The following is a 22,526-nucleotide window of genomic DNA, read 5'->3' as shown; positions in this document are numbered from 1 at the left end:
CGGCGCCCGGTGCCTCGGCGCTTCTTTTTTAGCGCTTCTTTTTAGCCGGCGTGCCGCCGCGCTTCTCGCGCACGACCTGCTGCTTGCTGCTCGCGGGCACCTTGGCCACGTTGGCGCCGCGTGGCGCCGCCGCCTTCACGGGTGCGCTGCCGCGGCGCGCCGGGGCGGCCGCCATCGTGTGCACGACCGGGCGCACGCCGGTGCCCACGCGCGCGGCCACGCTCGCGCGGATCGGCAGGTACACCACCACGCTGTAGCCGCGCTTGAACGCATGGTTCTGCTGCACGTCGTTCCACTCGGCCACGGCCGCCGGCTTGAGGTTGTAGCGCCGCGCGATGCTGGCCACGTTGTCCGCGCGGCCGGCCTTCACCGTGGTGCGGCGCGTGACGATCTCGGGCTGGAAGCTCAGGTGGCCCTCGTCGGCCACCACGGCGGCCACGTCTTCCTTCACGCGCGCGCCGCGCGGCACGATGAGCGTGGAGCCGGCCTTGATGAGCATGCGCGGCGGCACGCTGTTCAGCGCGCGCAGGTCGGCCTCGCTCATGCCCGAGCGCTGGGCCGCGTCGGCCACGGTCATGGTGGTGGGCACCACCCAGGCCGTCCAGCTGGCGTACTGGCCCTGGGTGTAGGCGTCGAAGTTGCGCTGGAACACGGCCGCGTTGTCCCACGGCAGCAGGATTTGCGGGGTGCCCGCGGCGAGCAGCACCGGCTTGTGGCCGGCGGGGTTCAGCGCGCGAAAGTCGTCCAGCCGCACGTCGGCCAGCTTGGCCGCCAGCTCCACGTCGAGGTCGCGCGTGAGCGTCACGGTCTGGAAGTACGGGTGGTTGGCAATCACCGGCAGCTCGGCGTTGAACGCCTGCGGGTTCGCCACGATGTTCTTCACGGCCTGCAGCTTGGGCACGTACATGCGCGTTTCGGCCGGCATGGTGAGGTCGCTGTAGGTGGTGGGCAGGCCCAGGCGCTGGTTCTTGGCGATGGCGCGGCTCACGCTGCCTTCGCCCCAGTTGTAGGCGGCCAGGGCGAGCTGCCAGTCGCCGAACATGCCGTAGAGCTTCTGCAGGTAGTCGAGCGCGGCGCGGGTGGAGGCCACCACGTCGCGGCGGTCGTCGCGGAAGATGTTCTGCTTCAGGTCGAAGTCGGTGCCGGTGGCCGGCATGAACTGCCACATGCCCGCCGCACGCGCGCTGGACACGGCCTGCGGGTTGAAGGCGCTCTCGATGTAGGGCAGCAGCGCCAGCTCGGTGGGCATGTTGCGGCGCTCGAGCTCCTCGACGATGTGGAAGATGTACTTGTCCGAGCGCGCGGTCATGCGCTGGATGTAGTCGGGCCGGCTGGCGTACCACTGCTCGCGGTCGCGCACCAGGTCGCTGTCGAGGTTGGGCATCTTGAAGCCGCGGCGGATGCGGTCCCACATGTCCACCGGCGGCGCCAGCGTGACCACGCTCTGCGATTGCGCCTGGCCGTTGGCCAGGGGAGAAAGCGCGCTGCGGGGATAGACCGGTGCCGCGCTGCCGGTGCCGCCGGCGGAGGGGTTGGAAGAAGAGGAGGGTGCGGAGCCGTTGTTCGTGCCCGCGCAGCCCGCAAGCACCAGTGAACCTGCGAGGCAGGTGGCAGCAAAGAATTTCATCGGAAGTCGTTTTTCCATTGGCGCAGTGCGGCGAACACGTCGGCTTCGGCTGCGTCGGCAGCCAGCTCGGCGTGGGCACGCACCGCTCTAAGGACAGTGGCTTCGCGGCTGCGAAGAAAGGGGTTGATCTGGCGTTCGGTGGCCAGGTGCGAGGGCAGCGTGGGCCGCCCTTGCGCGCGCAGGCTTTCGCAGTGCGCGTTGTAGTGACTCAGTTCGGTGTTGCCCGGTTCCACGGCGAGGGCGAAACGCAGGTTAGAAAGTGTGTATTCATGGGCGCAGCACACCTGCGTGTCGCCGGGCAGCGCGGCCAGCGCGTCCAGCGAATGGAGCATCTGCGCGGGCGTGCCCTCGAACAGCCGGCCGCAGCCGCCGGAGAACAGCGTGTCGCCGCAGAAGAGCAACGGCGCCTGGGAGGGCGCCGTTGGTGAATCTGGAAGGGCATGCAAAGAGGGCAGCGCCGGCAGGAAGTACGCGATGTGCCCGGCCGTGTGGCCCGGCACGTCGATCACCTGGAAGCGCAGGCCCCCGGCAAGCTCGAACACGCCGGGCATCTCGGCCACGTCGCCCTGCGCCATTGGGGTGAAGGGCTCGGGGATGCGTTCGGTCGCGGGGCCCCACACCGGCGCGCCGGTGGCCGCGTGCAAGGCGGGCACGCCGCCCGTGTGATCGGCGTGGTGGTGCGTGACTAGAATCGCGGCGAGCTGCAGCTTGTGGCGCGCCAGCGCGTCGAACACCGGTTGGGCATCGCCCGGATCCACCACGATGGCGTGGGACCCGTCGTGCAGCATCCAGATGTAGTTGTCGGCGAAGGCGGGCAGCGGAACAAGGGTCATGAGCGGTCAAATTATAGGTTTGCATGATTGGTTCGCGACCCCCCCGGGGCGCTACCTGCTGGCTTGGGAGCAGGCCCAGTTCGACCAGGCGGTGGCCGACGTGTTCGGCTACCACGCATTGCAGCTGGGCGCGGCCGAGGTCGATGCCCTGCGCACCAACCGCATGCCGCACCGCTGGCTGGCGCTCGACGACCCGGCCCGCCGCGGCAAGGCTACGCTGCTGACCGACTTCGCGGCGCTGCCCTTCGCGGCCAACAGCCTCGACCTGGTGGTGCTGCCGCACGCGCTGGAGCTCAGCCCCGACCCGCATGCCACGCTGCGCGAGGTCGAGCGGGTGCTGGTGCCCGAGGGCCGCGTGGTGATCTGCGGGCTCAACCCGGCCAGCCTGTGGGGCATGCGGCAGCGCCGCGCGCACCTCTACCGCAAGCTGGGCGTCGGCGATCTCTACCTGCCCGAGGGCGGGGAGTTCATCGGCTACTGGCGCATGCGCGACTGGCTGCGGCTGTTGAGCTTCGAGGTCGAGTCGGGCCGTTTCGGCATCTACCGGCCGGCCGTGCGCAGCGAGGCCTGGCTGGAGCGCGCGCGCTGGATGGACGCCGCGGGCGAGCGCTGGTGGCCGATCTTCGGTGCCGCCTACTTCCTGGTGGCGGTGAAGCGCGTGCGCGGCATGCGCCTGCTGAGCGCCGACTGGCGGCGTGCCGGTGCGCGCGCCACGGCGCCCGTGCCCATCGCGGGCAAGGTGCACCGGCAGGACGCTGGCAAGAATTGAAAATGAACGAACGAATGAACAAGGAAAAATCAGTTTGAACGAAGTCGTGATCTACACCGACGGTGCATGCAAGGGCAACCCGGGCCCCGGGGGCTGGGGCGCGTGGCTGAAGTCCGGCGCCACCGAGAAGGACCTGTTCGGCGGTGAACTCAACACCACCAACAACCGCATGGAGCTCACCGCCGTCATCGAAGGCCTGGCCGCGCTCAAGCGGCCGTGCAAGGTGCTGCTGTACCTCGACAGCCAGTACGTGCGCAAGGGCATCACCGAGTGGATCCGCGGCTGGAAGGCCAAGGGCTGGATGACCGCCAGCAAGCAGCCCGTGAAGAACGTCGAGCTCTGGCAGCGGCTGGACAAGCTGGTGGCCGAGGGTGGCCACCAGATCGAGTGGCGCTGGGTGAAGGGCCACTCGGGCGACCCCGGCAACGAGCGCGCCGACATGCTGGCCAACAAGGGCGTGGACAAGGCGCTGGGGCGCATCTGATCCCTCTGCGATGCGCTCCCGCCGCGCATCCGTCTCAGGGTCGGGCCCCTGCGCAAAGGGCATGGTTGTTGCTAGAGTGGGTTGAGCGTGGCGCCGTCGGCAGCAACCGGGGCGCCACCGGCCAGTTACCGCCTCGCGGCCACTCACTCCCTCGCAGCATGAACCTCGACTACACCACCGACGCGGTCGACCCCAGCCAGCGCTTCGACTACTGGAGCGACGTGGTCTGCAGGCACTTCATTCCCGCAAAGAGCCTGGTGCCCGACCGCGCCCATTTCAATGCGCGCTTCCAGGTGCGCTCGCTGGGCAGCCTCACGCTCGCCGAAATGTCGTCCCCGCGCTGCCTGTGGGAGCGCGATGCCCAGTGCCTGCGCAGCGGCCCCAACGAAGACTTCATGCTGGGGCTGATGGTTTCGGGCCAGGGCGTGCTGTCGCAGTCGGGCCGCAGCGTGGTGCAGCGCAACGGCGACATCGTGCTGTACGACGCGGCGCGCCCCTTCACCTTCGACCTCGCGCCCGAGTCGGCGCTGCTGGTGCGCATTCCGCGCATGCAGCTGCTGTGCCGCGTGCCCGAGGCGCACCACCTCACGGCCATGCACCTGGCCGAGGGCCACCCGGTGGCGCGGCTGCTGGGCACCATGATCCGCGAGGCCGCGGTGCTCGAGCTGTCGGGGCTCGACGGCATGCAGGCCAGCCTGGCCAGCTCGCTGCTCGACATGCTCTCCACCGTGCTGCAGGTGCAGGCCGCGGGCACCGACGCAGCGCGCTCCGGCCACAGCGCGCTGTTCCAGAAAACGCGCGACTACATCGCCGCGCACCTGGACGACTGCGAGCTCGACGTCGAGCAGATCGCCCGCGCGCAGAACGTCTCGGCCCGTACCCTGGCGCGCGTGTTCGCCGAGCAGGGCACCACGCCGATCCAGTGGCTCTGGAAGCAGCGGCTCGAGGCCAGCCACCGCGCGCTGATGGAAGGGCGCGTGCGGCAGGTGACGCAGGCGGCGTTCCAGCACGGCTTCAGCGACATGTCGCACTTCTGCCGCGTCTTCAAGAAGGCCTACGGCGTGACGCCGCAGACGCTGCTGCGCCGGCACTGAGCCCACACGGTCGTTGCCGGGCTGGCGGTTCCAGTCCATTGCATTGGCGCTGGCAGCCAAGCCCTTGCTGCCGTCGCTCCCTATCGTGAAGCCAACACTTCACGCATGGAGACGACGATGCAAACCCCACCGCCCGCAGGGCACGTCGATGTCACAGCGCTGGCCCGCTGCGCCGCACTCGACCTGAGCCCTGAACGCCTCGCGGCCGTCGAGGCGATCCTGTCCGCCTGGATTCCGGCGGCCAACGAGCTGAGCCGCAAGATGAGCGAGGCCGCGCACCAGGCGCTCATGCCGGTGACCGTGTTCACGCAAGCTCACGAAGCGCCGGAGGGCGGCGAATGAGCGACGTGCTCGAACTCACGCTCTCGCAGGCGGCGCGGCTGGTGCGGGAGCGCAAGCTGTCGCCGGTCGAGCTGGTCGAAGCCTCGCTCGCGCGCATCCGACAGCACGACGGCGTGCTGAAGTCCTTCATCACCGTGTTCGAGGAACAGGCGATGCAGGTCGCGCGGGCCGCCGAACTGCTCTCGGGCGCGGGCCACGAACTCGGCCCGCTGCAGGGCATTCCGATTGCGCTGAAAGACAACGTCGCCGTGCGCGGCACCCGCACCACCGCGGGCAGCAAGGTGCTGGCCGACTGGCTCCCCGCGTCCGACGCCACCGTCGCCACGCGGCTGCGGCAGGCGGGCGCGGTGTTCATCGGCAAGACCAACATGCACGAGTTCGCGTGGGGCGGCACCTCGGCCAACCCGCACTACGGCGCGGTGCGCAACCCCTGGGACCCGACGCGCTTTCCCGCCGGCTCCAGCGGCGGCTCGGCCGTGGCGGTGGCGGCGCGCCTGTGCTTCGGTGCCATCGGCACGGACACCGGCGGCTCCATTCGCCTGCCGTCGGCGGTCAACGGCATCGTCGGCCTGCGCCCGACCTACGGCCGCGTGAGCAACCACGGCGTGGTGCCGCTCGCCTGGAGCATGGACACCGTGGGCCCCATGACGCGCACGGTGGAAGACTGCGCGCTCATGTTCGGCGCCATCGCCGGCTTCGACGCCAACGACGCGGGCAGCGCACAGCGCACCACCGACGACTACCTGAAAGACCTGGCCGACGGCTGCAAGCACCTGCGCATCGGCGTGGTGCCCGGCTATTTCTTCGAGCACCTGCAGGCGCCCGTGCACGACGCGGTGAAAGAGGCGCTGGCCACCTTCGTCGACCTGGGCGCGCAGCTGGTCGATGTCGACATCCGCAACATCCACGGCAACATCTCGGCGCAGCTCACCATCGAGTCGGCCGAGCCCAGCACCTACCACCAGCGCACCTTGCGCGAGCGTCCGCAGGACTACGGCGACGACGTGCGCACGCTGCTCGAGGCCGGCGAGCTGCTGCTGGCCACGCACTACCTGCAGGCCCAGCGCTACCGCGCCTTGCTGCGCAGCGAATTCCTGGAGGCATTCCGCCACGTGGACGTGTTCGTTTGCCCCTCGCTGCCGTTCGTGGCCACGCGGCTGGGCGAGACCACGGTGGAAATCGTGCCGGGCCAGCCCGAGGACATGCTTTCGGCCATCATGCAGTTCACCGGAGTGGCCAGCCTCACGGGCCTGCCGTCGCTGAACGTGCCCTGCGGCTTCGACCCCGATGGGTTGCCCATCGGCATGCAGCTCATCGGCCGGCCCTTTGCCGAGGCCACGCTGCTGCGCGCCGGGCATGCCTTCCAGCTTGCGAGCGCCTTCCACCTGCGCGCGCCCCGGCTGGGTTGACCCTGGGCTGAAAACCAGCGGCTGACCGAACCAGCACATCGCAATGGCGCTGCCAGCAAAGCGCCCGCCGCCGCCGGCCGATAACTTCGGTACCTGTTCTCGATGTGCTTCGAACGTGCTTCCAAAGCGCTCCCAGAGCCTGTTCCCGACACCACCGACCCAACTGACCCAACTGACACAACGAACGGAGTCCTCCCGCCATGTCGAACAACGATCTGCACTACCTCGAGCTTCTTGAAGTCGGCCGCCTCATCCAGTCCCGCGAACTGTCGTCGGTCGAAGTGACGAAGGCGCAGTTCGCGCGCATCGACAAGCTCGACGGCGCGCTGAAGAGCTACGTGCGCACCATGAACGATTCGGCGCTGGCCGAAGCCGCGCGCGCCGATGCCGAGATTGCCAAGGGCGAGCTGCGCGGCCCCCTGCAGGGCGTGCCCGTGGGCGTGAAGGACCTGTGCTGGACGCAGGGCGTCCCCACCGCAGCCGGCATGACGCTCTACAAGGACTTCGTGCCCACCGAAGACGGCACCGTGGTGCGCAAGCTGCGCGAGGCGGGCGCGGTCATTCTCGGCAAGCTGCAGCTCACCGAGAGCGCGTACGCAGATCACCACCCCTCGGTGTCGCCGCCGGTCAACCCGTGGAACGCGGCGCACTGGCCTGGCGTGTCGTCCAGCGGCTCGGGCGTGGCCACGGCGGCGGGGCTGTGCTACGGCTCGCTGGGCACCGACACCGGCGGCTCCATCCGCTTTCCCTCGGCCGCCAACGGCCTCACGGGGCTGAAGCCGACCTGGGGCCGCGTGAGCCGCTACGGCGCCTTCGAGCTGGCGGCCACGCTCGACCACATCGGCCCCATGACGCGCAGCGCGGCCGACGCGGGCGCGATGCTGGGCGCCATTGCCGGCGCCGACGCGAAGGACCCGACCGCCAGCCTGCTGCCCGTGCCCGACTACCTCGCCGACATGGCGAAGGGACTGGCCGGGCTGCGCGTGGGCATCGACACGCGCTGGGCCACCGAAGGCGTCGACGCGCCGACCCGCGCCGTGTTCGACGCGGCCGTGGCCGCCGTGAAGTCGCTGGGCGGCGAGGTGCGCGAAGTGCGCTTTCCAGACCCCACGCAGGCCATCGAAGACTGGTTCCCGCTGTGCGGCATGGAAGCCGCCGTGGTGCACGAAGAAACCTACCCCTCGCGCAAGGACATGTACGGCCCCGCCGTGGCCGGGCTGGTCGAGCTGGGCCTGGCGCAGCGCGGTGTCGACTACCAGAAGATCGTGCTGCGCCGCCATGATTTCAGCGGCAAGGTGAGGGCGATGTTCCAGGACATCGACCTGCTGCTGATTCCGGCCACGGGCATCGCGTCGCCCACCACGGAGCGCATGGCGCAGATGGGCGTCGACGCCGATCTGATGGCCGCGATGCTGCGCTACACCTGCCCCTTCGACATGACCGGCAGCCCGACCATCACGCTGCCCGGCGGCTTCACGCCCGCGGGCATGCCGGTGGCCTTCCAGTTCGTGGCGCGCCACTTCGACGAGGCGCTGCTGGTGCGCGCGGGCGCCGCCTTCCAGCAGGCGACCGACTGGCACCGCAAGCACCCGGCGGTCTGAAGCGTTCCCGCTCCGAACCCATTTCGTTTCTTCATCACATCCCTCGAAAGCACATCACCATGAAACTACGTCACGCGCTTGTCTCCCTGGGTTGCACGGTGGCGCTCGCCACCTCCGCATGGGCCGCCGACCCGCTGAAGGTCGGCCTGATGGAAGACGTCTCGGGCGACCTCGCCTTCATGGGCAAGCCCAAGCTCAACGGCTCGCTGCTGGCCGTGGAAGAAATCAACAAGGCCGGCGGCATCATGGGCCGGCAGATCGAGCTGATTCACCTCGACCCGCAGGGCGACAACGCCCGCTACCAGGAGTTCACGCGCCGCCTGCTGAGCAAGGACAAGGTCGACGTGCTCATCGGCGGCATCACCTCGGCCTCGCGCGAGGCGGTGCGCCCGATAGTCGACCGCACGCAAACGCCGTACTTCTATACCAACCAGTACGAAGGCGGCGTGTGCGACGCCAACATGATCAGCATGGGCGCGGTGCCCGAGCAGCAGTTTTCCACGCTCATTCCGTACATGGTCGAGAAGTTCGGCAAGAAGGTCTACGTGGTGGCGGCCGACTACAACTTCGGCCAGATCAGCGCCGAGTGGAACCGCTCGATCCTGAAGGACATCGGCGGCACCGTGGTGGGCGAAGAGTTCATTCCGCTGGGCGTGTCGCAGTTCGCGCAGACCATCCAGAACATCCAGAAGGCCAAGCCCGACTGGCTGCTGATGCTCAACGTGGGCGCCGCGCAGGACTCGTTCTTCGAGCAGGCCGCCGCCGCCAAGCTGAACCTGCCGATGGGCTCGTCGGTGAAGGTGATGCTGGGCTTCGAGCACAAGCGCTTCGCGCCGCCGGCGCTCAACCGCATGCACGCCACGGCCAACTGGTTCGAGGAAATCGACTCGCCCGCCGCCACCGACTTCAAGAAGCGCTGGCACGCCAAGTTCCCCAACGAGCCGTACATCAACGACATGGGCTACAACGCCTACAACACGCTGTACATGTACAAGACCATGGTCGAGAAGGCCAAGTCGACCAAGCTGGCCGACCTGCGCAAGGTGATCGCCGCGGGCGAGGCCTGCATCGACGCGGGCGAGGGCAAGGTCTGCATCGACCCCAAGAGCCAGCACGCCTCGCACCAGATGCGCCTGATTGCCGTGGACGAGAAGCACAAGGTGAACGTGCTGAAGGACTACGGGACCATCCAGCCCTACTGGCTCGGCAAGATCGGCTGCGACCTCACCAAGAACAACGACAAGAAGCAGTACACGCCGTCGGACCTGCCGAAGAAGTCCTGACGCACACCCCCCGCGTCTTTCCCCTGCGCACTTGAGAGGACCTTGCGGTGTTCGCCGAAATCTTTTCGTTCTTCTATCAGTTCGCGGACGTGTTCGCGTTCCTCATCCTGTCGGCCGCCGGCCTGGCGATCGTCTTCGGGATGATGGGCGTGATCAACATGGCGCACGGCGAGTTCATCATGTGCGGGGCCTACGTGACGGTGGGCCTGGTGCATGCGGGCTTTCCGCTGCCGCTCGCGCAACTGTGCGGCACGCTGGCCGCCGGGCTCATCGGCGTGCTGCTGGAGTGGAGCCTGGTGCGCAAGCTGTACAAGCGCCCGCTCGATTCGCTGCTCGCCACCTGGGGCCTGAGCCTGATCGTCACGCAGGGCATGCTGCTGACAGTGGGCTCGTCGGTCACGGGCATCGGCACGCCCGAGGGCAGCTTCGTGGTGGGCGGCTACACCTTCTCGGTGTACCGCATGGTGCTGTTCGCGGCCGCCGTGGCGGTGCTGGGCGGCATCTACTTCGTGTTCATGCGCACCCGCTTCGGGGTGCATGCGCGGGCCACGATGCAGAACGCGTCCATCGCGCAGGCCACAGGCGTGCGCGTGGGGCGGGTGTATGCGCTGAGCTTCGGCATCGGCGCGGCGCTGGCCGGGCTGTGCGGCGCGCTCTATGCGCCCACCATGACGCTGATACCGACCATGGGCGCGGCCTTTCTGGTCGAGAGCTTCGTCACGGTGGTGGTGGGCGGCGCCAACGTGCTGCTGGGCACGGCGCCGGCGGGCATTCTGCTGGCCGTGATCCGCACCGGGCTGAACGGCTGGGGCGGGCAGATCGTGGGGCAGATCGGCATGCTGCTCGCGGTGATCGTGGTCATCCGCATCCTGCCCGAAGGCGTCTCGGGCTGGCTGGCCCGCAAGACACGCTGAACCGACGGAGTCATTCTTCATGTTCCAACTCATCAACGGACCGCAGACGCTGGGCAGCACGCGCGTCTTCTGGCTTCCCTTCCTGGCGGTGCTCGCCGCGGTGCTGCTGTACCCGCTGGTGGCCGACGCCTACGACGTGGGCAACATGGCCTACCTGCTGACCTGGGTGTTCATGGCCATGGGCCTGTGCCTGGTGTGGGGCTACGGCGGCATGCTGTCTTTCGGGCAGACGCTGTTCTTCGGCATCGCGGGCTACGGCTACGGCGTGCTGGCCATCAACCTGGGCGGCGAGGCGGGCACCACCTTTCTCGCGCTGCTGGTGGCCTTGCTGCTCTCGGCGCTGGCCGCGGCGGTGCTGGGCTACTTCATGATCTGGGGGCGCGTGGGCGGCGTGTTCTTCGGCATCGTCACGCTGTCGGCCACGCTGGTGCTTGCCTTCTTCCTGGGGCAGACGGCAGGGCCCGAATGGCACATCGGCAGCGCGCGGCTCAACGGCTTCAACGGCATGAAGGACATGGCGCCGCTGAACCTCCCGTTGCCGGGCGGCGAAACGCTGTACTTCGACGGCATACCGCTCTACTACCTGGTGGTGGGGCTGATCGTGGTGGTGTACATCGGCCTGCGCATGCTGCTGAACTCGCGCTTCGGCAACGTGATCGTCGCGGTGCGCGAAGACCCGCAACGCGCCGAGCTGCTGGGCTACGACGTGCGCAAGTACCAGCTGGCCACCTTCGTCGTCGGCTCGGCGCTGGCGGGTCTGAGCGGTGTGCTCTACACCTCGTGGGGCCAGTTCATCACGCCCGCGAGCATCGGGCTGCCGGCGGCGGCCATGCCCATCGTGTGGGTGGCGTTCTCGGGGCGCGGGGACATCACGGCCACGCTGGTCGGCTCGTTCCTGGTGCTGTGGGCGTTCCAGACGATCACGGTGTACAGCCAGCAGGCGGCGTTGCTGCTGATGGGCGCGATGCTGCTGTGCACGGTGATGGTGGCGCCGCAGGGCTTCGTCATCGGCGTGGTGCAGGCGGTGCGGCGCGTGTTCGCGCGGCGCGGCGGCGGTGCCGTGAAAGAGCGCGCCGTGCAGGCCGTGGCCGAAGGGCAGGAGGTGCGCGCATGACCACGCTGCTGCAAACCCGCTCGCTGACCAAGCACTTCGGCGGCCACGCGGCCGTGTCCGATGTCGACCTGTCGGTGACGCAGGGCGAAATCCATTGCCTCATCGGGCCCAACGGCGCGGGCAAGAGCACGCTGTTCAAGCTCATCGTGGGCACGCACGAGGCCACCTCGGGCCACATCGCCTTCCAGGGCGCGGACGTGACGCGCAAGCGCCCGTTCCAGCGCGTGCAGCAGGGCATGAGCATCAAGATGCAGGCGCCCAGCGTGTTCAAGGAACTGCCGGTGCGGCAGAACATCCACATCGCGCTGCAGCACCACGTGGCGGGCCGCGCCGAACTCACGCGCGAGGAAGACCGGCTGCTGGAGCTGCTCGACCTTGCGGCGGACGCGACCAAGCCCGCGGGCGAGCTGGCCCACGGCCAGCAGCAGTGGCTGGAGATAGGGATGGCGCTGGCGCTCAAGCCCGTGCTGCTGCTGATGGACGAGCCCACCGCGGGGCTGTCGCCCGAGGAAACCTTCAAGACCGGCGAGCTCATCCAGAAGCTCAACGCCGAGGGCATGACGGTGCTGGTGGTGGAGCACGACATGGCCTTCATCCGCCAGATCGCGCAGCGCGTGACGGTGCTGCACTTCGGCAAGGTGTTTGCCGAGGGCTCCATCGGCGAGGTGATCGCCGACCCGCGCGTGGCCGAGATCTACCTGGGGAAGACCAATGAACACTGAAGTCGTGCTCGACGTGAAAGGCCTGCGCGCCAGCTACGGCGCCACGCCCATCCTGCAGGGCGTGGACCTCACGGTGCGCAAGGGCGAAATCGTGAGCCTCATCGGGCGCAACGGCGTGGGCAAGACCACCACCATGCGCTGCCTGATCGGCCTGCTGCGCACGCGCGGCGGCAGCGTGCACCTGCGCGGGCAGGAGGTGTCTGCGCTGTCGAGCGACGCCCGCGCGCGGCTGGGCATCGGCTACGTGCCGCAGGGCCGCGAGGTGTTCGCGCGCATGACCGTGGCCGAGAACCTGATGGTGGGCGAGCTGGTCGGCGGGCCGCAGGGCAAGAAGCTGCCCGACCTGGTGTACCAGTACTTTCCGCGGCTGGCCGAGCGGCGCAACCAGCTGGCCGGCACCATGTCGGGCGGCGAGCAGCAGCAGCTGGCCATTGGCCGCGCGCTGGTGGGCAACCCGGGGCTGATGCTGCTCGACGAGCCGTCCGAAGGCATACAGCCTTCCATCGTGCAACTGATCTGCGACGTGCTGCGCGCCATCCGGCGCGACCTGGGCACGACGATTTTGTTCGTCGAGCAGAACCTGGACACCATCCTGGACGTGGGCGAGCGCGCCTACGTGATGGAGAAGGGCCGCGTGGTGGGCCTCATCGAGCCGGGCCACATGAACGCGCAGACCGTGCGCAACCACCTGATGATCTGACAACGCAAGGGCACACCACCATGACCACGAGCTGGCTCGACCAATCGATCATGCACACGCGCGGCATCGGCCGCGAACGCAGCATCGTCACGCACGAACTCACCGAGGCGAAGCAGGGCACCTTCCACTTCACCATCGGCCCTTACTCGCAGCCGGTGATGACGGTGAAGCCCGGCGACCGCATCGTGGTGGAAACACGCGACGCCTTCGACGGCAAGGTCAAGACCGAGCAAGACCTGCCCTCGAAGGTGCTGACCATGCCCTTCGTGAACCCGCAGAACGGGCCGATCATGGTCGAGGGCGCCGAGCCCGGCGACACGCTGGCGGTGCACATCGAGTCGATGGCGCCGCGCGGCCCCAATCCGCGCGGCACCTGCTGCATGATTCCGCAGTTCGGCGCCCTGAGCGGCACCGCCTTCACCGCGCTGCTGGGCGACTCGCTGCCCGAGATCACCCGCAAGATCGACGTGGACGAGGAAGGCGTGTACTGGAGCAAGCGCGTCACGCTGCCCTACAGGCCGCACATCGGCACGCTGAGCTGCTCGCCCGAGATCGACTCCATCAACAGCCTCACGCCCGACCAGCACGGCGGCAACATGGACCTGCCCGACATGGGCCCCGGCAGCATCACCTACCTGCCGGTGCGCACCCCGGGCGCGCGGCTGTTCATCGGCGACGCGCACGCCTGCCAGGGCGACGGCGAGGTGTGCGGCACGGCGGTGGAGTACCCGAGCCTGACGACCATTCGCGTCGACCTCGTCAAGGGCTGGACGCTGGAATGGCCGCGGCTGGAAACGGCCGGGATGATCATGGCCATCGGCAGCGCCCGCCCGCTGGAAGACGCGACCCGCATCGCCTACAAGGAGCTGGTGCTGTGGATGGAGGCCGAGTACGGCTACGACCGCTGGGACGCCTACATGATGCTGAGCCAGTGCGGCAAGGTGCGGCTGGGCAACTTCGTGGACCCGAAATACACGGTGGGCGCGGGCATCTCGAAGACGTACCTGGTGCCCTGAATACTTTCGAGGGCCTGATAATCGCCGCATGACCGAAATCACCCGACTGGCGGAACTGCGCCGAGTGGCCATCCTCGACACGAGCGAAGAGGCTGCCTACGACGAAATCACCCGCCTGGCGGCCCAGATGTGCGGCACGCCGATCGCGCTCATTTCGCTGATCGACGAGCGGCGGCAGTGGTTCAAGTCGCGCGTGGGCCTGAATGCGGCGCAAACGCCCCGGGAGCATGCGTTCTGCGCGCATGCCATTCAGGTGCCGGACCAGGTGATGGTGGTCAACGACGCGCTGGCCGACGAGCGCTTCAAGGCCAACCCGCTGGTCACGGGCGACCCCAGCATCCGCTTCTACGCGGGCGCGCCGCTGGTGATGCGCAACGGCGAGGCGCTGGGCACGGTCTGCGTGATCGACACCCGGCCACGCGAGATCAGCCCCGAGGCGCTCGAGCAGCTGCGCTTCCTGGCGCAGCAGGTGGTCACCCGGCTGGAGGAGCGGGCACTCGATGAGCAGGCCCACGACGAGGGGTCGCGAGGCTAGCCGGCCCGGCTCAGATCGCCCCGTCGAACACCATCACATCGACCTCGTCGCCCGGCGCGACGCTGCCTTGCGCGTGGTGCAGCACCACCAGGCCGTTGGCCTCGACCATTGAGCTCAGGACGCCTGAGCCCTGGTTGGCGGCCACGGTCACTTCCGGCAACGTGCCGGCCACTGGCTTGACGAAGCCGCGCTGGTACTCGGTGCGGCCCGGCTTCTTGCGGATGGGGCCGGTGCTGCGCGCGCGCAGCAAGGGCGGCGGGGCGCAGGCCGTTTCGTGGCAACCCATCATGCGCAGCAGCGCTGGCCGCACGAAGGCCAGAAAGGTCACCATCACGGCCACCGGGTTGCCGGGCAGGCCGAACAGCAGCGCCGGCTGCGGCGCGGGTTCATGCGGGATGGCACGAGGGATGAGCCCCACGGCCAGCGGCCGCCCCGGGCGCATCGCGACGCGCCAGAAGGCCATGTCGCCCAGCTGCTGCATCACGTCGCGCGTGTGGTCCGCCGCGCCTGCGCTGACGCCGCCGCTGGTGACGATGGCGTCGGCTTCGCGCGCGGCGCGTTGCAGCGTGGCGGCCAGGGTGGCGGGGTCGTCGCGCACCAGGCCGAGGTCGATCACCTCGCAGCCCAGGCGGGTGAGCAGGCCGAACACGGTGTAGCGGTTGCTGTCGTACACCGCGCCTTCGCGCGGGGCCTCGCCCAGGCTCAGGATTTCGTCGCCGGTCGAGAAGTACGCCACCCGCAGCCGGCGCAGCGCGTTCACGCCGGGCAGGCCCAGGCTCGCGACCATGCCCAGCGCCGCGGGCGACAGTCGCTCGCCCTTGCGCAGCGCGGGCTGGCCCTGCATGAGGTCTTCGCCGGCGAAGCGGCGGTTGTCGCCGCGGCGCAGCACGTGCGCCGGAAAGCGCACGCGGTCGCCCTCGACGTTGCAGAACTCCTGCGGGATCACGGTGTCCAGCCCGGCCGGCATCATGGCGCCCGTCATGATGCGCACCGCGTCGCCGGCGCCCAGCGCGCCGCGCCATGCCGCGCCGGCCAGCGCCGTGCCCGCCACGCGCAGCGTGATCGATGCGTCGCTGGGCGCGTCGGGCCTGAGCAAGGCGCCGTCGAAGGCGTAGCCGTCCATGGCGGAGTTGTCGTGCGGCGGCACGCTGATGGGCGAGACGATGTCCTCGGCCAGCACGCGGCCCAGCGCGTCGAACAGCGTCACGCTCTCCTGCTGCGCCACGACAGCCTGCGCCGTCAGTTGGCGCAGGAAGGCGTGCACGGCCTCCACGCTCAGGTCAGCGGCGTCGTAGCCCGGCAGGGCGGTGGCGATGTCTGCGATGCGGCTCATCGGTTCTCGAGCGCGTGCAGCTCGGTCAGGGTGTTGGCGTTGAAGAAGGCCTGCGGCGCGTCGCCGGGGCGGTCGAAGGGCACGCGCACGGTGCGGTGCTGCGCGGCCCAGGCCTGCACCTTGCGGCCGCCGGCCTCGGTGTAGCGGCGCAGGCTGTCGTGCAGATCGGTGCGCAGCAAGCAGAAGACGGGCTGGGGGCGCAGCACGGGTGCGGCATCGGCACCGGCCTCGGCCTCGGCGGTTTCCGGCGCGGTGACCATGGCGATCTCCGCGCCGGAACTCGCTGCGGCTTCGGCGAGCCGGGCTGCCAGGTCGAGCGGGAACAGCGGCGTGTCGCAGGGCACGGTCAGCAGCCAGGGCGTGGCGCAGTGTTCGAGCCCGCTCAGGAAGCCGGCGAGCGGGCCGGGGAAGTCGGCCAGGCTGTCGGGCCACACCGGCGCGCCGAAGGCCTCGTAGGCGGCGCGGTTGCGGTTGGCGTTGACCATCAGTGTGCCCACCTGCGGGCGCAGGCGGCGAATGGCATGCAGCGCCAGCGGCTCGCCGTGGAAGGGCTGCAGGCCCTTGTCGACGCCGCCCATGCGCGCGCCGCGCCCGCCGGCCAGCAGCAAACCCGTGATGTCGGCAGGCGCGATGGCGTGCGCAGGCATGGCGGGCGCCGGCGTCATCCGCCGATGTAGCTCATCTCGACGCGGCGGGGCGGCTTGTCGCCAGCGTCGCCCGCATTGCCCGCACCGGGGCCGTGGTCGCCTTCGGGGCCGCGCAGGGCCCGCAGTTCGGAATAGCGGTCGGCGCGGCCCTGCCAGATGTGGCCGATGGCCGAGGAAATGTCGTCGTCGCTCGCCGTGCCGCGCAGCAGCGGGCGCAGGTCGTGGCCGGCGGTGGCGAACAGGCACAGGTACAGCTTGCCTTCGGTGGACAGGCGCGCGCGGCTGCAGTCGTGGCAGAAGGCCTGGGTCACGCTGCTGATCACGCCGATTTCGCCACCACCGTCCGCATACGCCCAGCGCTGCGCGGTTTCGCCGGGCGTGGACGCCTCCAGCGGCACCAGCGGAAATTCGGCGTGGATGCGCGCGACGACGTCGGCCGAAGGCAGCACCTCGTCCATGCGCCAGCCGTTGGTGGCGCCCACGTCCATGTACTCGATGAAGCGCAGCACCACCTTGCCGCCGTGGTGCGCGCGGAAGTAGCGCGCCATCGGCAGTATTTCCTGCTCGTTGGTGCCGCGCTTGACCACCATGTTGACCTTGATGGGCCCCAGGCCCGCGGCCAGCGCCGCGTCGATGCCGGCCAGCACGTCGGCCACCGGAAAGTCGACGTCGTTCATGTGGCGGAACACGGCGTCGTCCAGGCTGTCGAGGCTCACGGTCACGCGCTGCAGGCCGGCGGCCTTCAGCGCGGTGGCCTTGCGCTGCAGCAGCGATCCGTTGGTGGTGAGCGTGAGCGCCAGCGGCTCGCCGCCGGGCGTGCGGATGTCGGCGAGCTGCGCGATCAGCCCCTCGATGTTCTTGCGCAGCAGCGGCTCGCCGCCGGTGAGCCGGATCTTGCGCACGCCGTGGCCGGCGAACAGGCGGGCCAGCCGCGTCATTTCCTCGAAGCTCAGCAGCGCCTTGTGCGGCAGGTACTGGTAGTCCTTGTCGAACACGTCCTTCGGCATGCAGTAGCTGCAGCGGAAGTTGCAGCGGTCGGTCACGCTGATGCGCAGGTCGGTCAGGGGCCGGCCCAGGCGGTCGTGCAGCGCGCCGGTGGCCGGCACGGCGATGTCCGGCACGGCCACGGCGGGACGCGCGTGGCCGACGGCGGAAATCGGAATGACGGTGCTGCTGCTGTTCTTCATGGCTTCAGGGGGGAGGCCCGATTTTGCGCCATCGACCATGGGCCCGTTCGGCGCAGGCTACTGGCACATACCCGCGGCAGCATCCGCCTTCAGCTATGGCATCGCCCGTCTTCAGCCGTGGCTGACCCCGCCGTCAGCTGCGGCAGAGCTTGAGGTTGGTGCGGGTGGCGCGCACCACGGGCAGGTAGATCTCGGCGTCGGCGGGCGGGTAGTTTTCCTTGATGCCGTCGTCGCTCAGCGCGGCGTCCTCGGCCAGCGGCTGCAGGGTCTGCAGGCAGGCGGCGCGGTCGCCGGCACGCAGCTGCGCCAGCGCGAGGTCGTTGCGGATCCAGCCCGTGGTGATCCAGTCGAGCGTCGGGGCGCAGTCGGCAAGCACCGGGGTCAGGGTGGTGCGGGCGGCGGCGTAGTCCTTGGCGTCGTACTGGCGCTTGAAGCTTTTGCGCGCGCCGGCCACGGCCTTGTCGGTGCAGCCCGGGGTGGGGCGGGTGTAGGTGCCTTCGAAGGTGGCGCGCGCGCCGCAGCTTTCGCGGCACTGGTCGACGCCGTTGGTGCTGACCTGCACCTTGTCGGCACTGACCGCGAAGCTCACCACGCAGGCCGTGTCGTCGATCTTGGCCTTGCCGCGCACGATGGTGCCGTCGAGCGCGCAGGTGTGGGCGTTGGCGCCGATGGTGGTGATGTCGAAATGGCCATCGGCCTTGACGCGCAGGGCGCCGCTGCCGCGCTCGAAGATGTAGTCGCCCGCGGGCGGGTTGGCGGTCTGGGCACCGGCCGCGCCGGTGGCCAGCAGCACGGCAAAGGGCAGGGCAACGGCCAGCGAACGGGACAGTGACAGCGGAAGGAAGCGCGTGGATTTCATCGTTGGAATCTCCCGAAAAACGTACCGCAGCCAGTGTATCGATCGTTGCCAAAAGCTTCTTGTATTGGCCGGTTTGAATCAACGCGTCGCCGATGTCTTGACGTAGCCAATGAGAATTCCTATCATTTGGCTGCCTGAGTACGCAAGCACCGTCGACAACGCAAAGGGCTCTTCCAACCTAGGAGCTTTCGACCGTGCCGTACACCCTGCCAGCCTTGCCCTATGCCTTCGATGCGCTCGAACCGCACATCGACGCGCAGACGATGGAAATCCACCATGGCAAGCACCACCAGACCTATGTGAACAACCTGAATGCGGCGCTGAAAGACACGCCGCATGCGGAAGTGCCGGTCGAGGAGCTCATCGCCGGCGTCGAGCAACTGCCCGAGGCGCTGCGCGCGCCGGTGCGCAACAACGGCGGCGGCCACGCCAACCACAGCCTGTTCTGGCGCGTGATGGCGCCGGTCGGCGAGGGCGGGGGCGGCGCGCCCACGGGTGCGCTGGCCCAGGCCATCGACGCCGACCTGGGCGGCCTCGACGCCTTCAAGGAGGCCTTCACCAAGGCCGCGCTCACGCGCTTCGGCAGCGGCTGGGCCTGGCTGTCGGTGGGCGCGGGCGGCAAGCTGGCCGTGGAAAGCAGCGGCAACCAGGACAGCCCGCTGATGCGCGGCATCGGCTCGGGCAACACGCCCATCCTGGGGCTGGACGTGTGGGAGCACGCCTACTACCTGAAGTACCAGAACCGCCGCCCCGAGTACATCGCAGCCTTCTACAACGTGGTGAACTGGGCCGAGGTGGCCCGGCGCCACGCCGCTGCCACCGGCGCCTGAGGAGCACGCGCATGAACGACCCCCTGCAGGCCACCGTGCCCGGAGCGCAACGCAAGCCGCCGCGCCCGGCGCGTCCGGCGCGCGAATGGATCGGCCTGGCCATCGTGGCGGCCGGCGTGCTGGTGGCGGCCTCGCAGTTCTGGCAGTTCGTGCGCGCCGATCCGCTGGTGTGGAGTGCGCTGGTCGGCGGCTCGGTCGCGGCGCTGGCCACCGCGCTGGGCACGCTGCCGGTGCTGTTCTCGCAGAAGCTGCCCGACCGGCTGCAGGACACGCTGTTCGGCTTCGGCGCCGGCGTGATGCTGGCGGCCAGTGCCTTCTCCCTGATCATTCCGGGGCTGGAGGCGGCCAGGAACGTGGGCGTGTTCGGCGGCGGCAACTGGGCCGCGGGCGGCGTGATCGGCTCGGCCATCCTGCTGGGCGGCGCCGTGCTGATGCTGATGGACCGCGTGCTGCCGCACGAGCACTTCATCAAGGGCCGCGAAGGGCAGACGGCCAGGCAGTTGCGCCGAACCTGGCTCTTCGTGTTCGCCATCGCGCTGCACAACGTGCCTGAAGGGCTGGCGATCGGCGTGGGCTACGCGGCCAACAACGGGCTGCGCGCCGACGCGTTGGCCACCGGCATCGCCATCCAGGACGTGCCCGAGGGGCTGGTGGTTGCCGTGGCGCTGCTGGCCGCGGGCTACAGCCGCGTCTTCGCGGTGCTGATCGGCATGGCCTCGGGCCTGGTGGAGCCGCTGGGCGCGGTGCTGGGCGCGGCCGTGGTGGGCCATTCGGCCTTGCTGCTGCCCTGGGGCCTGGGCTTCGCGGCGGGCGCGATGCTGTTCGTGATCAGCCACGAGATCATTCCCGAATCGCACCGCAAGGGGCACGAAGCCTTTGCCACCAGCGGGCTGATGATCGGCTTCGTGCTGATGATGCTGTTGGACACGGCGCTGGGGTAGGTGTCCCTTCGCGGGACACCGCGGAACCGGCTTTGCCGGGCCGCAGGTGTCGCCCCCGGCGAGGGGGTTGGCGAAGCGACACGAAGTGCGCGCAGCCTGGGGGAGCGCCAGGTCCTAGCCGTGCTTGACCGCGACGGTCTTGAGCGTGGTGAATCCGTACAGCGCCTCGAAGCCCTTCTCGCGGCCGTAGCCCGAGGACTTCACGCCGCCGAACGGCAGTTCCACACCGCCGCCCGCGCCGTAGTTGTTGATGAACACCTGGCCGCTGCGCACGCGTTTGGCCATGCGGAACTGACGCGAACCGTCCTGCGTCCACACGCCTGCGACCAGGCCGAACTGCGTGGCATTGGCCAGCGCCACGGCTTCGTCTTCGTCGGTGAACGACATGGCCGCCAGCACCGGGCCGAACACTTCTTCCTGCGCCAGCCGATGGCCCACGGGCACGTCGCGCAGCAGGGTGGGGGCCTGGTAGAAGCCGGTCTCGGGCGCCTCTTCGACCACCACGCCCTGCGCCACCATCGGAATGCCGGCGTGCTGGGCGTCGCTCAAAAAGTCCCACACGCGCTGCTGCTGCGTCTGGCGAATCAGCGGGCCCACGTCGAGGTCCATGGCCGCGGGGCCTACGCGCAGGGCCTCGAAGGCGTGGCCCAGGCGCTCGAGCAGCGGCTCGTAGATGTCGCGCTGGATCAGCACGCGCGAGCCGGCCGAGCAGGTCTGGCCGGCGTTCTGCACGATCGCATTGATGACCACCGGAATGACGGCGTTCAGGTCGGCATCGGCAAAGACGATCTGCGGGCTCTTGCCGCCCAGCTCCAGCGTGACCGGGCAGTGCCGCTCGGCCGCCACCTGCTGGATGAGCGTGCCGATCTTCGGGCTGCCGGTGAAGCTGATGTGGTCGATGCCTTCATGCCGCGCCAGCGCGTCGCCCACCTCGTGGCCGTAGCCGGTCACGATGTTCAGCGCGCCGGCCGGAAAACCGACTTCGGCCGCCAGCTGCGCCACGCGAATGAGCGACAGGCAGGCGTCTTCGGCCGGCTTCACCACGCACACGTTGCCCGCCGCCAGGGCGCCGCCCACGCTGCGCCCGAAGATCTGCATCGGGTAGTTCCAGGGAATGATGTGGCCGGTGACGCCGTGCGGCTCGCGCCAGGTGAACACGCTGTAGCCGTCCTGGTAGGGAATGGTCTCGCCGTGCAGCTTGTCGCAGGCGCCGGCGTAGAACTCGAAGTAGCGCACCAGCGCCACCGCGTCGGCGCGGGCCTGCTTCACGGGCTTGCCGCAGTCGCGCTGCTCGATGAGCGCGAGCTCGTCGACGTGCTCGGCGATCTTCTGCGAGAGCTTGTAGAGCAGGCGGCCGCGGTCGGCGGCGCTCACCTTGTGCCACACGCCCTCGAAGCAGTCGCGCGCGGCGCGCACGGCGGAGTCGATGTCGGCGGCGTTGCTGCGCTGGATTTCGTCGAAGGCCTGGCCGTCGGAGGGATCGATGACCGGCAGGGTGCGGCCGGAGGAGGACGGAACGTCCGCGTTGGCGATGTAGTTGAGCTGCATGGGGCAGGATTTTGCGCGAAGCGCGCCGAATCCGTGGCCGCCGAAGCGGCTGGCCCTGGGCCCGGGCCTGCCCTTCGTCTTTCCTTTTGTCTTTCCTTTTGTCTTTCCTTTTACTTGGCCGCCGCGGCCTTGGGCAGCGCCCGCAGCGCGTTCAACGTGCGCTCCACGTGCTTGTCCGGGTTCAGGTTCTGGTAGTAATAAGCCACCTTGCCGTCGGGCGCGACCACGTAGGACAGCCGGTTGGCGAAGTCGGGCCGGGTCTGCATCAGGGCATCGAAGCCCTGGATGACGCTCTTGGCCTCGTCGGACGCCACCGGGAACCGGCTCTGGCACGACTTGACCGAGAACTTCGACAGCGTGCCGATGTCGTCCGCCGACACGCCGATCACGGTGGCGCCCAGCGCGGCGAACTTGTCGATGGCCTCGGCGAAGGCGTGGGCCTCGATGGAGCAGTCGGCCGAGTCGGCGGCCGGAAAGAAATAGACCACCACCGGGCCCTTGGCGAGCGCGTCGTTCAGCGAGTAGCGGAAGGTCTTGCCGCCCAGCGCGGCATCGGCGGTGAAGCGGGGCACGGGGTCGCCGATGTCCAGCGCGGCCCAGGCGGGGCGGGAAACGAAGGGCATGGCCGAGAGGGCTGCAAAAACAGTCATCAGGGCGATGCGCGAGGGGGTCGGACGGGCCATGATGTAACTCCGGTGCGGTGTGGCGGGAATTCTAGGCCCGGCCACCCCGCGCAAG

The 22,526-nt window shown here is 69.2% G+C and carries 23 protein-coding genes; 15 read left to right on the top strand and 8 right to left on the bottom strand.

The genetic code is table 11. The features are described 5' to 3' along the window. Nucleotides 1-28 precede the first annotated feature (28 nt). Both QTI51_RS10670 and gloB read right to left on the bottom strand, forming a co-directional pair. Nucleotides 29-1,627, bottom strand: coding sequence for a transglycosylase SLT domain-containing protein (locus QTI51_RS10670; protein WP_116907391.1), 1,599 nt, complete (start codon nucleotides 1,625-1,627; stop codon nucleotides 29-31). Continuing rightward, nucleotides 1,624-2,460, bottom strand: coding sequence for a hydroxyacylglutathione hydrolase (gene gloB, locus QTI51_RS10665; protein ID WP_116907392.1), 837 nt, complete (start codon nucleotides 2,458-2,460; stop codon nucleotides 1,624-1,626). Before gloB ends, QTI51_RS10670 begins: the two co-directional genes overlap by 4 nt. Between gloB and QTI51_RS10660 the strand changes: the two genes are divergently transcribed. The 13 genes from QTI51_RS10660 (at nucleotide 2,459) to QTI51_RS10600 (ending at nucleotide 14,443) form a co-directional block, all read left to right on the top strand. Then, nucleotides 2,459-3,229, top strand: coding sequence for a class I SAM-dependent methyltransferase (locus tag QTI51_RS10660; RefSeq protein WP_286515859.1), 771 nt, complete (start codon nucleotides 2,459-2,461; stop codon nucleotides 3,227-3,229). The two genes, gloB and QTI51_RS10660, sit on opposite strands and share 2 nt — an antisense overlap. A gap of 34 nt (nucleotides 3,230-3,263) precedes the next feature. Continuing rightward, the gene (gene rnhA / locus QTI51_RS10655) at nucleotides 3,264-3,713 is read left to right on the top strand and encodes a ribonuclease HI (protein ID WP_116907394.1); all 450 of its coding nucleotides are present in this window, start codon (nucleotides 3,264-3,266) and stop codon (nucleotides 3,711-3,713) included. A gap of 158 nt (nucleotides 3,714-3,871) precedes the next feature. Continuing rightward, nucleotides 3,872-4,807, top strand: coding sequence for a helix-turn-helix domain-containing protein (locus tag QTI51_RS10650; protein ID WP_116907395.1), 936 nt, complete (start codon nucleotides 3,872-3,874; stop codon nucleotides 4,805-4,807). A gap of 117 nt (nucleotides 4,808-4,924) precedes the next feature. Then, complete coding sequence (locus tag QTI51_RS10645; RefSeq protein WP_207786608.1) at nucleotides 4,925-5,149, top strand: hypothetical protein; 225 nt, start codon at nucleotides 4,925-4,927, stop codon at nucleotides 5,147-5,149. Then, nucleotides 5,146-6,558 (top strand): amidase, encoded by a 1,413-nt coding sequence (locus tag QTI51_RS10640; protein WP_286515860.1) that lies wholly within the window; start codon nucleotides 5,146-5,148, stop codon nucleotides 6,556-6,558. The genes QTI51_RS10645 and QTI51_RS10640 overlap by 4 nt, the downstream gene beginning before the upstream one ends. Nucleotides 6,559-6,758: 200 nt before the next feature. Next, nucleotides 6,759-8,159 carry an amidase gene (locus tag QTI51_RS10635; RefSeq protein ID WP_116907398.1) on the top strand — a complete coding sequence of 467 codons (1,401 nt, stop codon included), beginning with the start codon at nucleotides 6,759-6,761 and terminating at the stop codon, nucleotides 8,157-8,159. A gap of 59 nt (nucleotides 8,160-8,218) precedes the next feature. Beyond that, nucleotides 8,219-9,442, top strand: a complete 1,224-nt coding sequence (locus QTI51_RS10630; RefSeq protein ID WP_116907399.1) for an urea ABC transporter substrate-binding protein — start codon at nucleotides 8,219-8,221, stop codon at nucleotides 9,440-9,442. Nucleotides 9,443-9,489: 47 nt separating this feature from the next. Further along, nucleotides 9,490-10,356 carry an ABC transporter permease subunit gene (locus QTI51_RS10625; RefSeq protein ID WP_116907400.1) on the top strand — a complete coding sequence of 289 codons (867 nt, stop codon included), beginning with the start codon at nucleotides 9,490-9,492 and terminating at the stop codon, nucleotides 10,354-10,356. A gap of 19 nt (nucleotides 10,357-10,375) precedes the next feature. Then, nucleotides 10,376-11,470 carry a branched-chain amino acid ABC transporter permease gene (locus QTI51_RS10620; RefSeq protein WP_116907401.1) on the top strand — a complete coding sequence of 365 codons (1,095 nt, stop codon included), beginning with the start codon at nucleotides 10,376-10,378 and terminating at the stop codon, nucleotides 11,468-11,470. Continuing rightward, the gene (locus QTI51_RS10615; protein WP_116907402.1) at nucleotides 11,467-12,192 is read left to right on the top strand and encodes an ABC transporter ATP-binding protein; all 726 of its coding nucleotides are present in this window, start codon (nucleotides 11,467-11,469) and stop codon (nucleotides 12,190-12,192) included. Before QTI51_RS10620 ends, QTI51_RS10615 begins: the two co-directional genes overlap by 4 nt. Further along, nucleotides 12,182-12,892 carry an ABC transporter ATP-binding protein gene (locus QTI51_RS10610; protein WP_116907403.1) on the top strand — a complete coding sequence of 237 codons (711 nt, stop codon included), beginning with the start codon at nucleotides 12,182-12,184 and terminating at the stop codon, nucleotides 12,890-12,892. Before QTI51_RS10615 ends, QTI51_RS10610 begins: the two co-directional genes overlap by 11 nt. A 20-nt stretch (nucleotides 12,893-12,912) precedes the next feature. Beyond that, nucleotides 12,913-13,908 carry an acetamidase/formamidase family protein gene (locus tag QTI51_RS10605; protein WP_116907404.1) on the top strand — a complete coding sequence of 332 codons (996 nt, stop codon included), beginning with the start codon at nucleotides 12,913-12,915 and terminating at the stop codon, nucleotides 13,906-13,908. Between the two features lie 28 nt (nucleotides 13,909-13,936). Then, nucleotides 13,937-14,443, top strand: coding sequence for a GAF domain-containing protein (locus QTI51_RS10600; RefSeq protein ID WP_116907405.1), 507 nt, complete (start codon nucleotides 13,937-13,939; stop codon nucleotides 14,441-14,443). Between the two features lie 10 nt (nucleotides 14,444-14,453). Here QTI51_RS10600 and moeA read toward each other — a convergent pair whose 3' ends face one another. The 4 genes from moeA to QTI51_RS10580 all read right to left on the bottom strand — a co-directional run bounded on the left by moeA (nucleotide 14,454) and on the right by QTI51_RS10580 (nucleotide 18,469). Further along, nucleotides 14,454-15,776: a molybdopterin molybdotransferase MoeA gene (gene moeA / locus QTI51_RS10595; RefSeq protein ID WP_116907406.1), complete on the bottom strand. Its 1,323-nt coding sequence runs from the start codon at nucleotides 15,774-15,776 to the stop codon at nucleotides 14,454-14,456. Beyond that, on the bottom strand, nucleotides 15,773-16,423 hold the full coding sequence (mobA, locus tag QTI51_RS10590; RefSeq protein WP_286515861.1) for a molybdenum cofactor guanylyltransferase MobA: 651 nt from the start codon (nucleotides 16,421-16,423) through the stop codon (nucleotides 15,773-15,775). The genes moeA and mobA overlap by 4 nt, the downstream gene beginning before the upstream one ends. Nucleotides 16,424-16,437: 14 nt before the next feature. After that, nucleotides 16,438-17,610: a GTP 3',8-cyclase MoaA gene (gene moaA / locus QTI51_RS10585; protein WP_116907408.1), complete on the bottom strand. Its 1,173-nt coding sequence runs from the start codon at nucleotides 17,608-17,610 to the stop codon at nucleotides 16,438-16,440. 133 nt (nucleotides 17,611-17,743) lie between these two features. Beyond that, complete coding sequence (locus tag QTI51_RS10580) at nucleotides 17,744-18,469, bottom strand: hypothetical protein (RefSeq protein ID WP_286515862.1); 726 nt, start codon at nucleotides 18,467-18,469, stop codon at nucleotides 17,744-17,746. A gap of 194 nt (nucleotides 18,470-18,663) precedes the next feature. On the opposite strand from QTI51_RS10580, the gene QTI51_RS10575 reads away from it, so the two are divergent. Together QTI51_RS10575 and QTI51_RS10570 are read left to right on the top strand one after the other, a co-directional pair. Continuing rightward, nucleotides 18,664-19,299 carry a superoxide dismutase gene (locus QTI51_RS10575; RefSeq protein ID WP_116907409.1) on the top strand — a complete coding sequence of 212 codons (636 nt, stop codon included), beginning with the start codon at nucleotides 18,664-18,666 and terminating at the stop codon, nucleotides 19,297-19,299. Between the two features lie 11 nt (nucleotides 19,300-19,310). Then, nucleotides 19,311-20,240, top strand: coding sequence for a ZIP family metal transporter (locus QTI51_RS10570; protein WP_116907410.1), 930 nt, complete (start codon nucleotides 19,311-19,313; stop codon nucleotides 20,238-20,240). A gap of 114 nt (nucleotides 20,241-20,354) precedes the next feature. Here QTI51_RS10570 and QTI51_RS10565 read toward each other — a convergent pair whose 3' ends face one another. Then, a complete protein-coding gene (locus QTI51_RS10565) occupies nucleotides 20,355-21,788 on the bottom strand; it encodes an aldehyde dehydrogenase family protein (protein WP_116907411.1) in 1,434 nt (477 codons plus the stop codon). Nucleotides 21,789-21,898: 110 nt separating this feature from the next. Beyond that, a complete protein-coding gene (locus tag QTI51_RS10560; protein WP_116907412.1) occupies nucleotides 21,899-22,471 on the bottom strand; it encodes a peroxiredoxin in 573 nt (190 codons plus the stop codon). Nucleotides 22,472-22,526: the final 55 nt, after the last annotated feature.

The sequence above is a fragment of the Variovorax sp. J22G73 genome (assembly GCF_030317035.1).
Lineage (GTDB): Bacteria > Pseudomonadota > Gammaproteobacteria > Burkholderiales > Burkholderiaceae_C > Variovorax.
Note: the sequence above shows the minus strand (reverse complement) of the source record. Positions and strands in the feature narration are given on the sequence as shown.

Bases quoted from the DNA above. Each gene is read 5' to 3' on its own strand.
- QTI51_RS10670 (WP_116907391.1), bottom strand. From the start codon at position 1,627: ATGAAATTCTTTGCTGCCACCTGCCTCGCAGGTTCACTGGTGCTTGCG.
- QTI51_RS10660 (WP_286515859.1), top strand. From the start codon at position 2,459: ATGAGCGGTCAAATTATAGGTTTGCATGATTGGTTCGCGACCCCCCCG.
- gloB (WP_116907392.1), bottom strand. From the start codon at position 2,460: ATGACCCTTGTTCCGCTGCCCGCCTTCGCCGACAACTACATCTGGATG.
- QTI51_RS10650 (WP_116907395.1), top strand. From the start codon at position 3,872: ATGAACCTCGACTACACCACCGACGCGGTCGACCCCAGCCAGCGCTTC.
- QTI51_RS10645 (WP_207786608.1), top strand. From the start codon at position 4,925: ATGCAAACCCCACCGCCCGCAGGGCACGTCGATGTCACAGCGCTGGCC.
- QTI51_RS10640 (WP_286515860.1), top strand. From the start codon at position 5,146: ATGAGCGACGTGCTCGAACTCACGCTCTCGCAGGCGGCGCGGCTGGTG.
- QTI51_RS10635 (WP_116907398.1), top strand. From the start codon at position 6,759: ATGTCGAACAACGATCTGCACTACCTCGAGCTTCTTGAAGTCGGCCGC.
- QTI51_RS10630 (WP_116907399.1), top strand. From the start codon at position 8,219: ATGAAACTACGTCACGCGCTTGTCTCCCTGGGTTGCACGGTGGCGCTC.
- QTI51_RS10620 (WP_116907401.1), top strand. From the start codon at position 10,376: ATGTTCCAACTCATCAACGGACCGCAGACGCTGGGCAGCACGCGCGTC.
- QTI51_RS10615 (WP_116907402.1), top strand. From the start codon at position 11,467: ATGACCACGCTGCTGCAAACCCGCTCGCTGACCAAGCACTTCGGCGGC.
- QTI51_RS10610 (WP_116907403.1), top strand. From the start codon at position 12,182: ATGAACACTGAAGTCGTGCTCGACGTGAAAGGCCTGCGCGCCAGCTAC.
- QTI51_RS10605 (WP_116907404.1), top strand. From the start codon at position 12,913: ATGACCACGAGCTGGCTCGACCAATCGATCATGCACACGCGCGGCATC.
- QTI51_RS10600 (WP_116907405.1), top strand. From the start codon at position 13,937: ATGACCGAAATCACCCGACTGGCGGAACTGCGCCGAGTGGCCATCCTC.
- moeA (WP_116907406.1), bottom strand. From the start codon at position 15,776: ATGAGCCGCATCGCAGACATCGCCACCGCCCTGCCGGGCTACGACGCC.
- mobA (WP_286515861.1), bottom strand. From the start codon at position 16,423: ATGCCTGCGCACGCCATCGCGCCTGCCGACATCACGGGTTTGCTGCTG.
- moaA (WP_116907408.1), bottom strand. From the start codon at position 17,610: ATGAAGAACAGCAGCAGCACCGTCATTCCGATTTCCGCCGTCGGCCAC.
- QTI51_RS10580 (WP_286515862.1), bottom strand. From the start codon at position 18,469: ATGAAATCCACGCGCTTCCTTCCGCTGTCACTGTCCCGTTCGCTGGCC.
- QTI51_RS10570 (WP_116907410.1), top strand. From the start codon at position 19,311: ATGAACGACCCCCTGCAGGCCACCGTGCCCGGAGCGCAACGCAAGCCG.
- QTI51_RS10565 (WP_116907411.1), bottom strand. From the start codon at position 21,788: ATGCAGCTCAACTACATCGCCAACGCGGACGTTCCGTCCTCCTCCGGC.
- QTI51_RS10560 (WP_116907412.1), bottom strand. From the start codon at position 22,471: ATGGCCCGTCCGACCCCCTCGCGCATCGCCCTGATGACTGTTTTTGCA.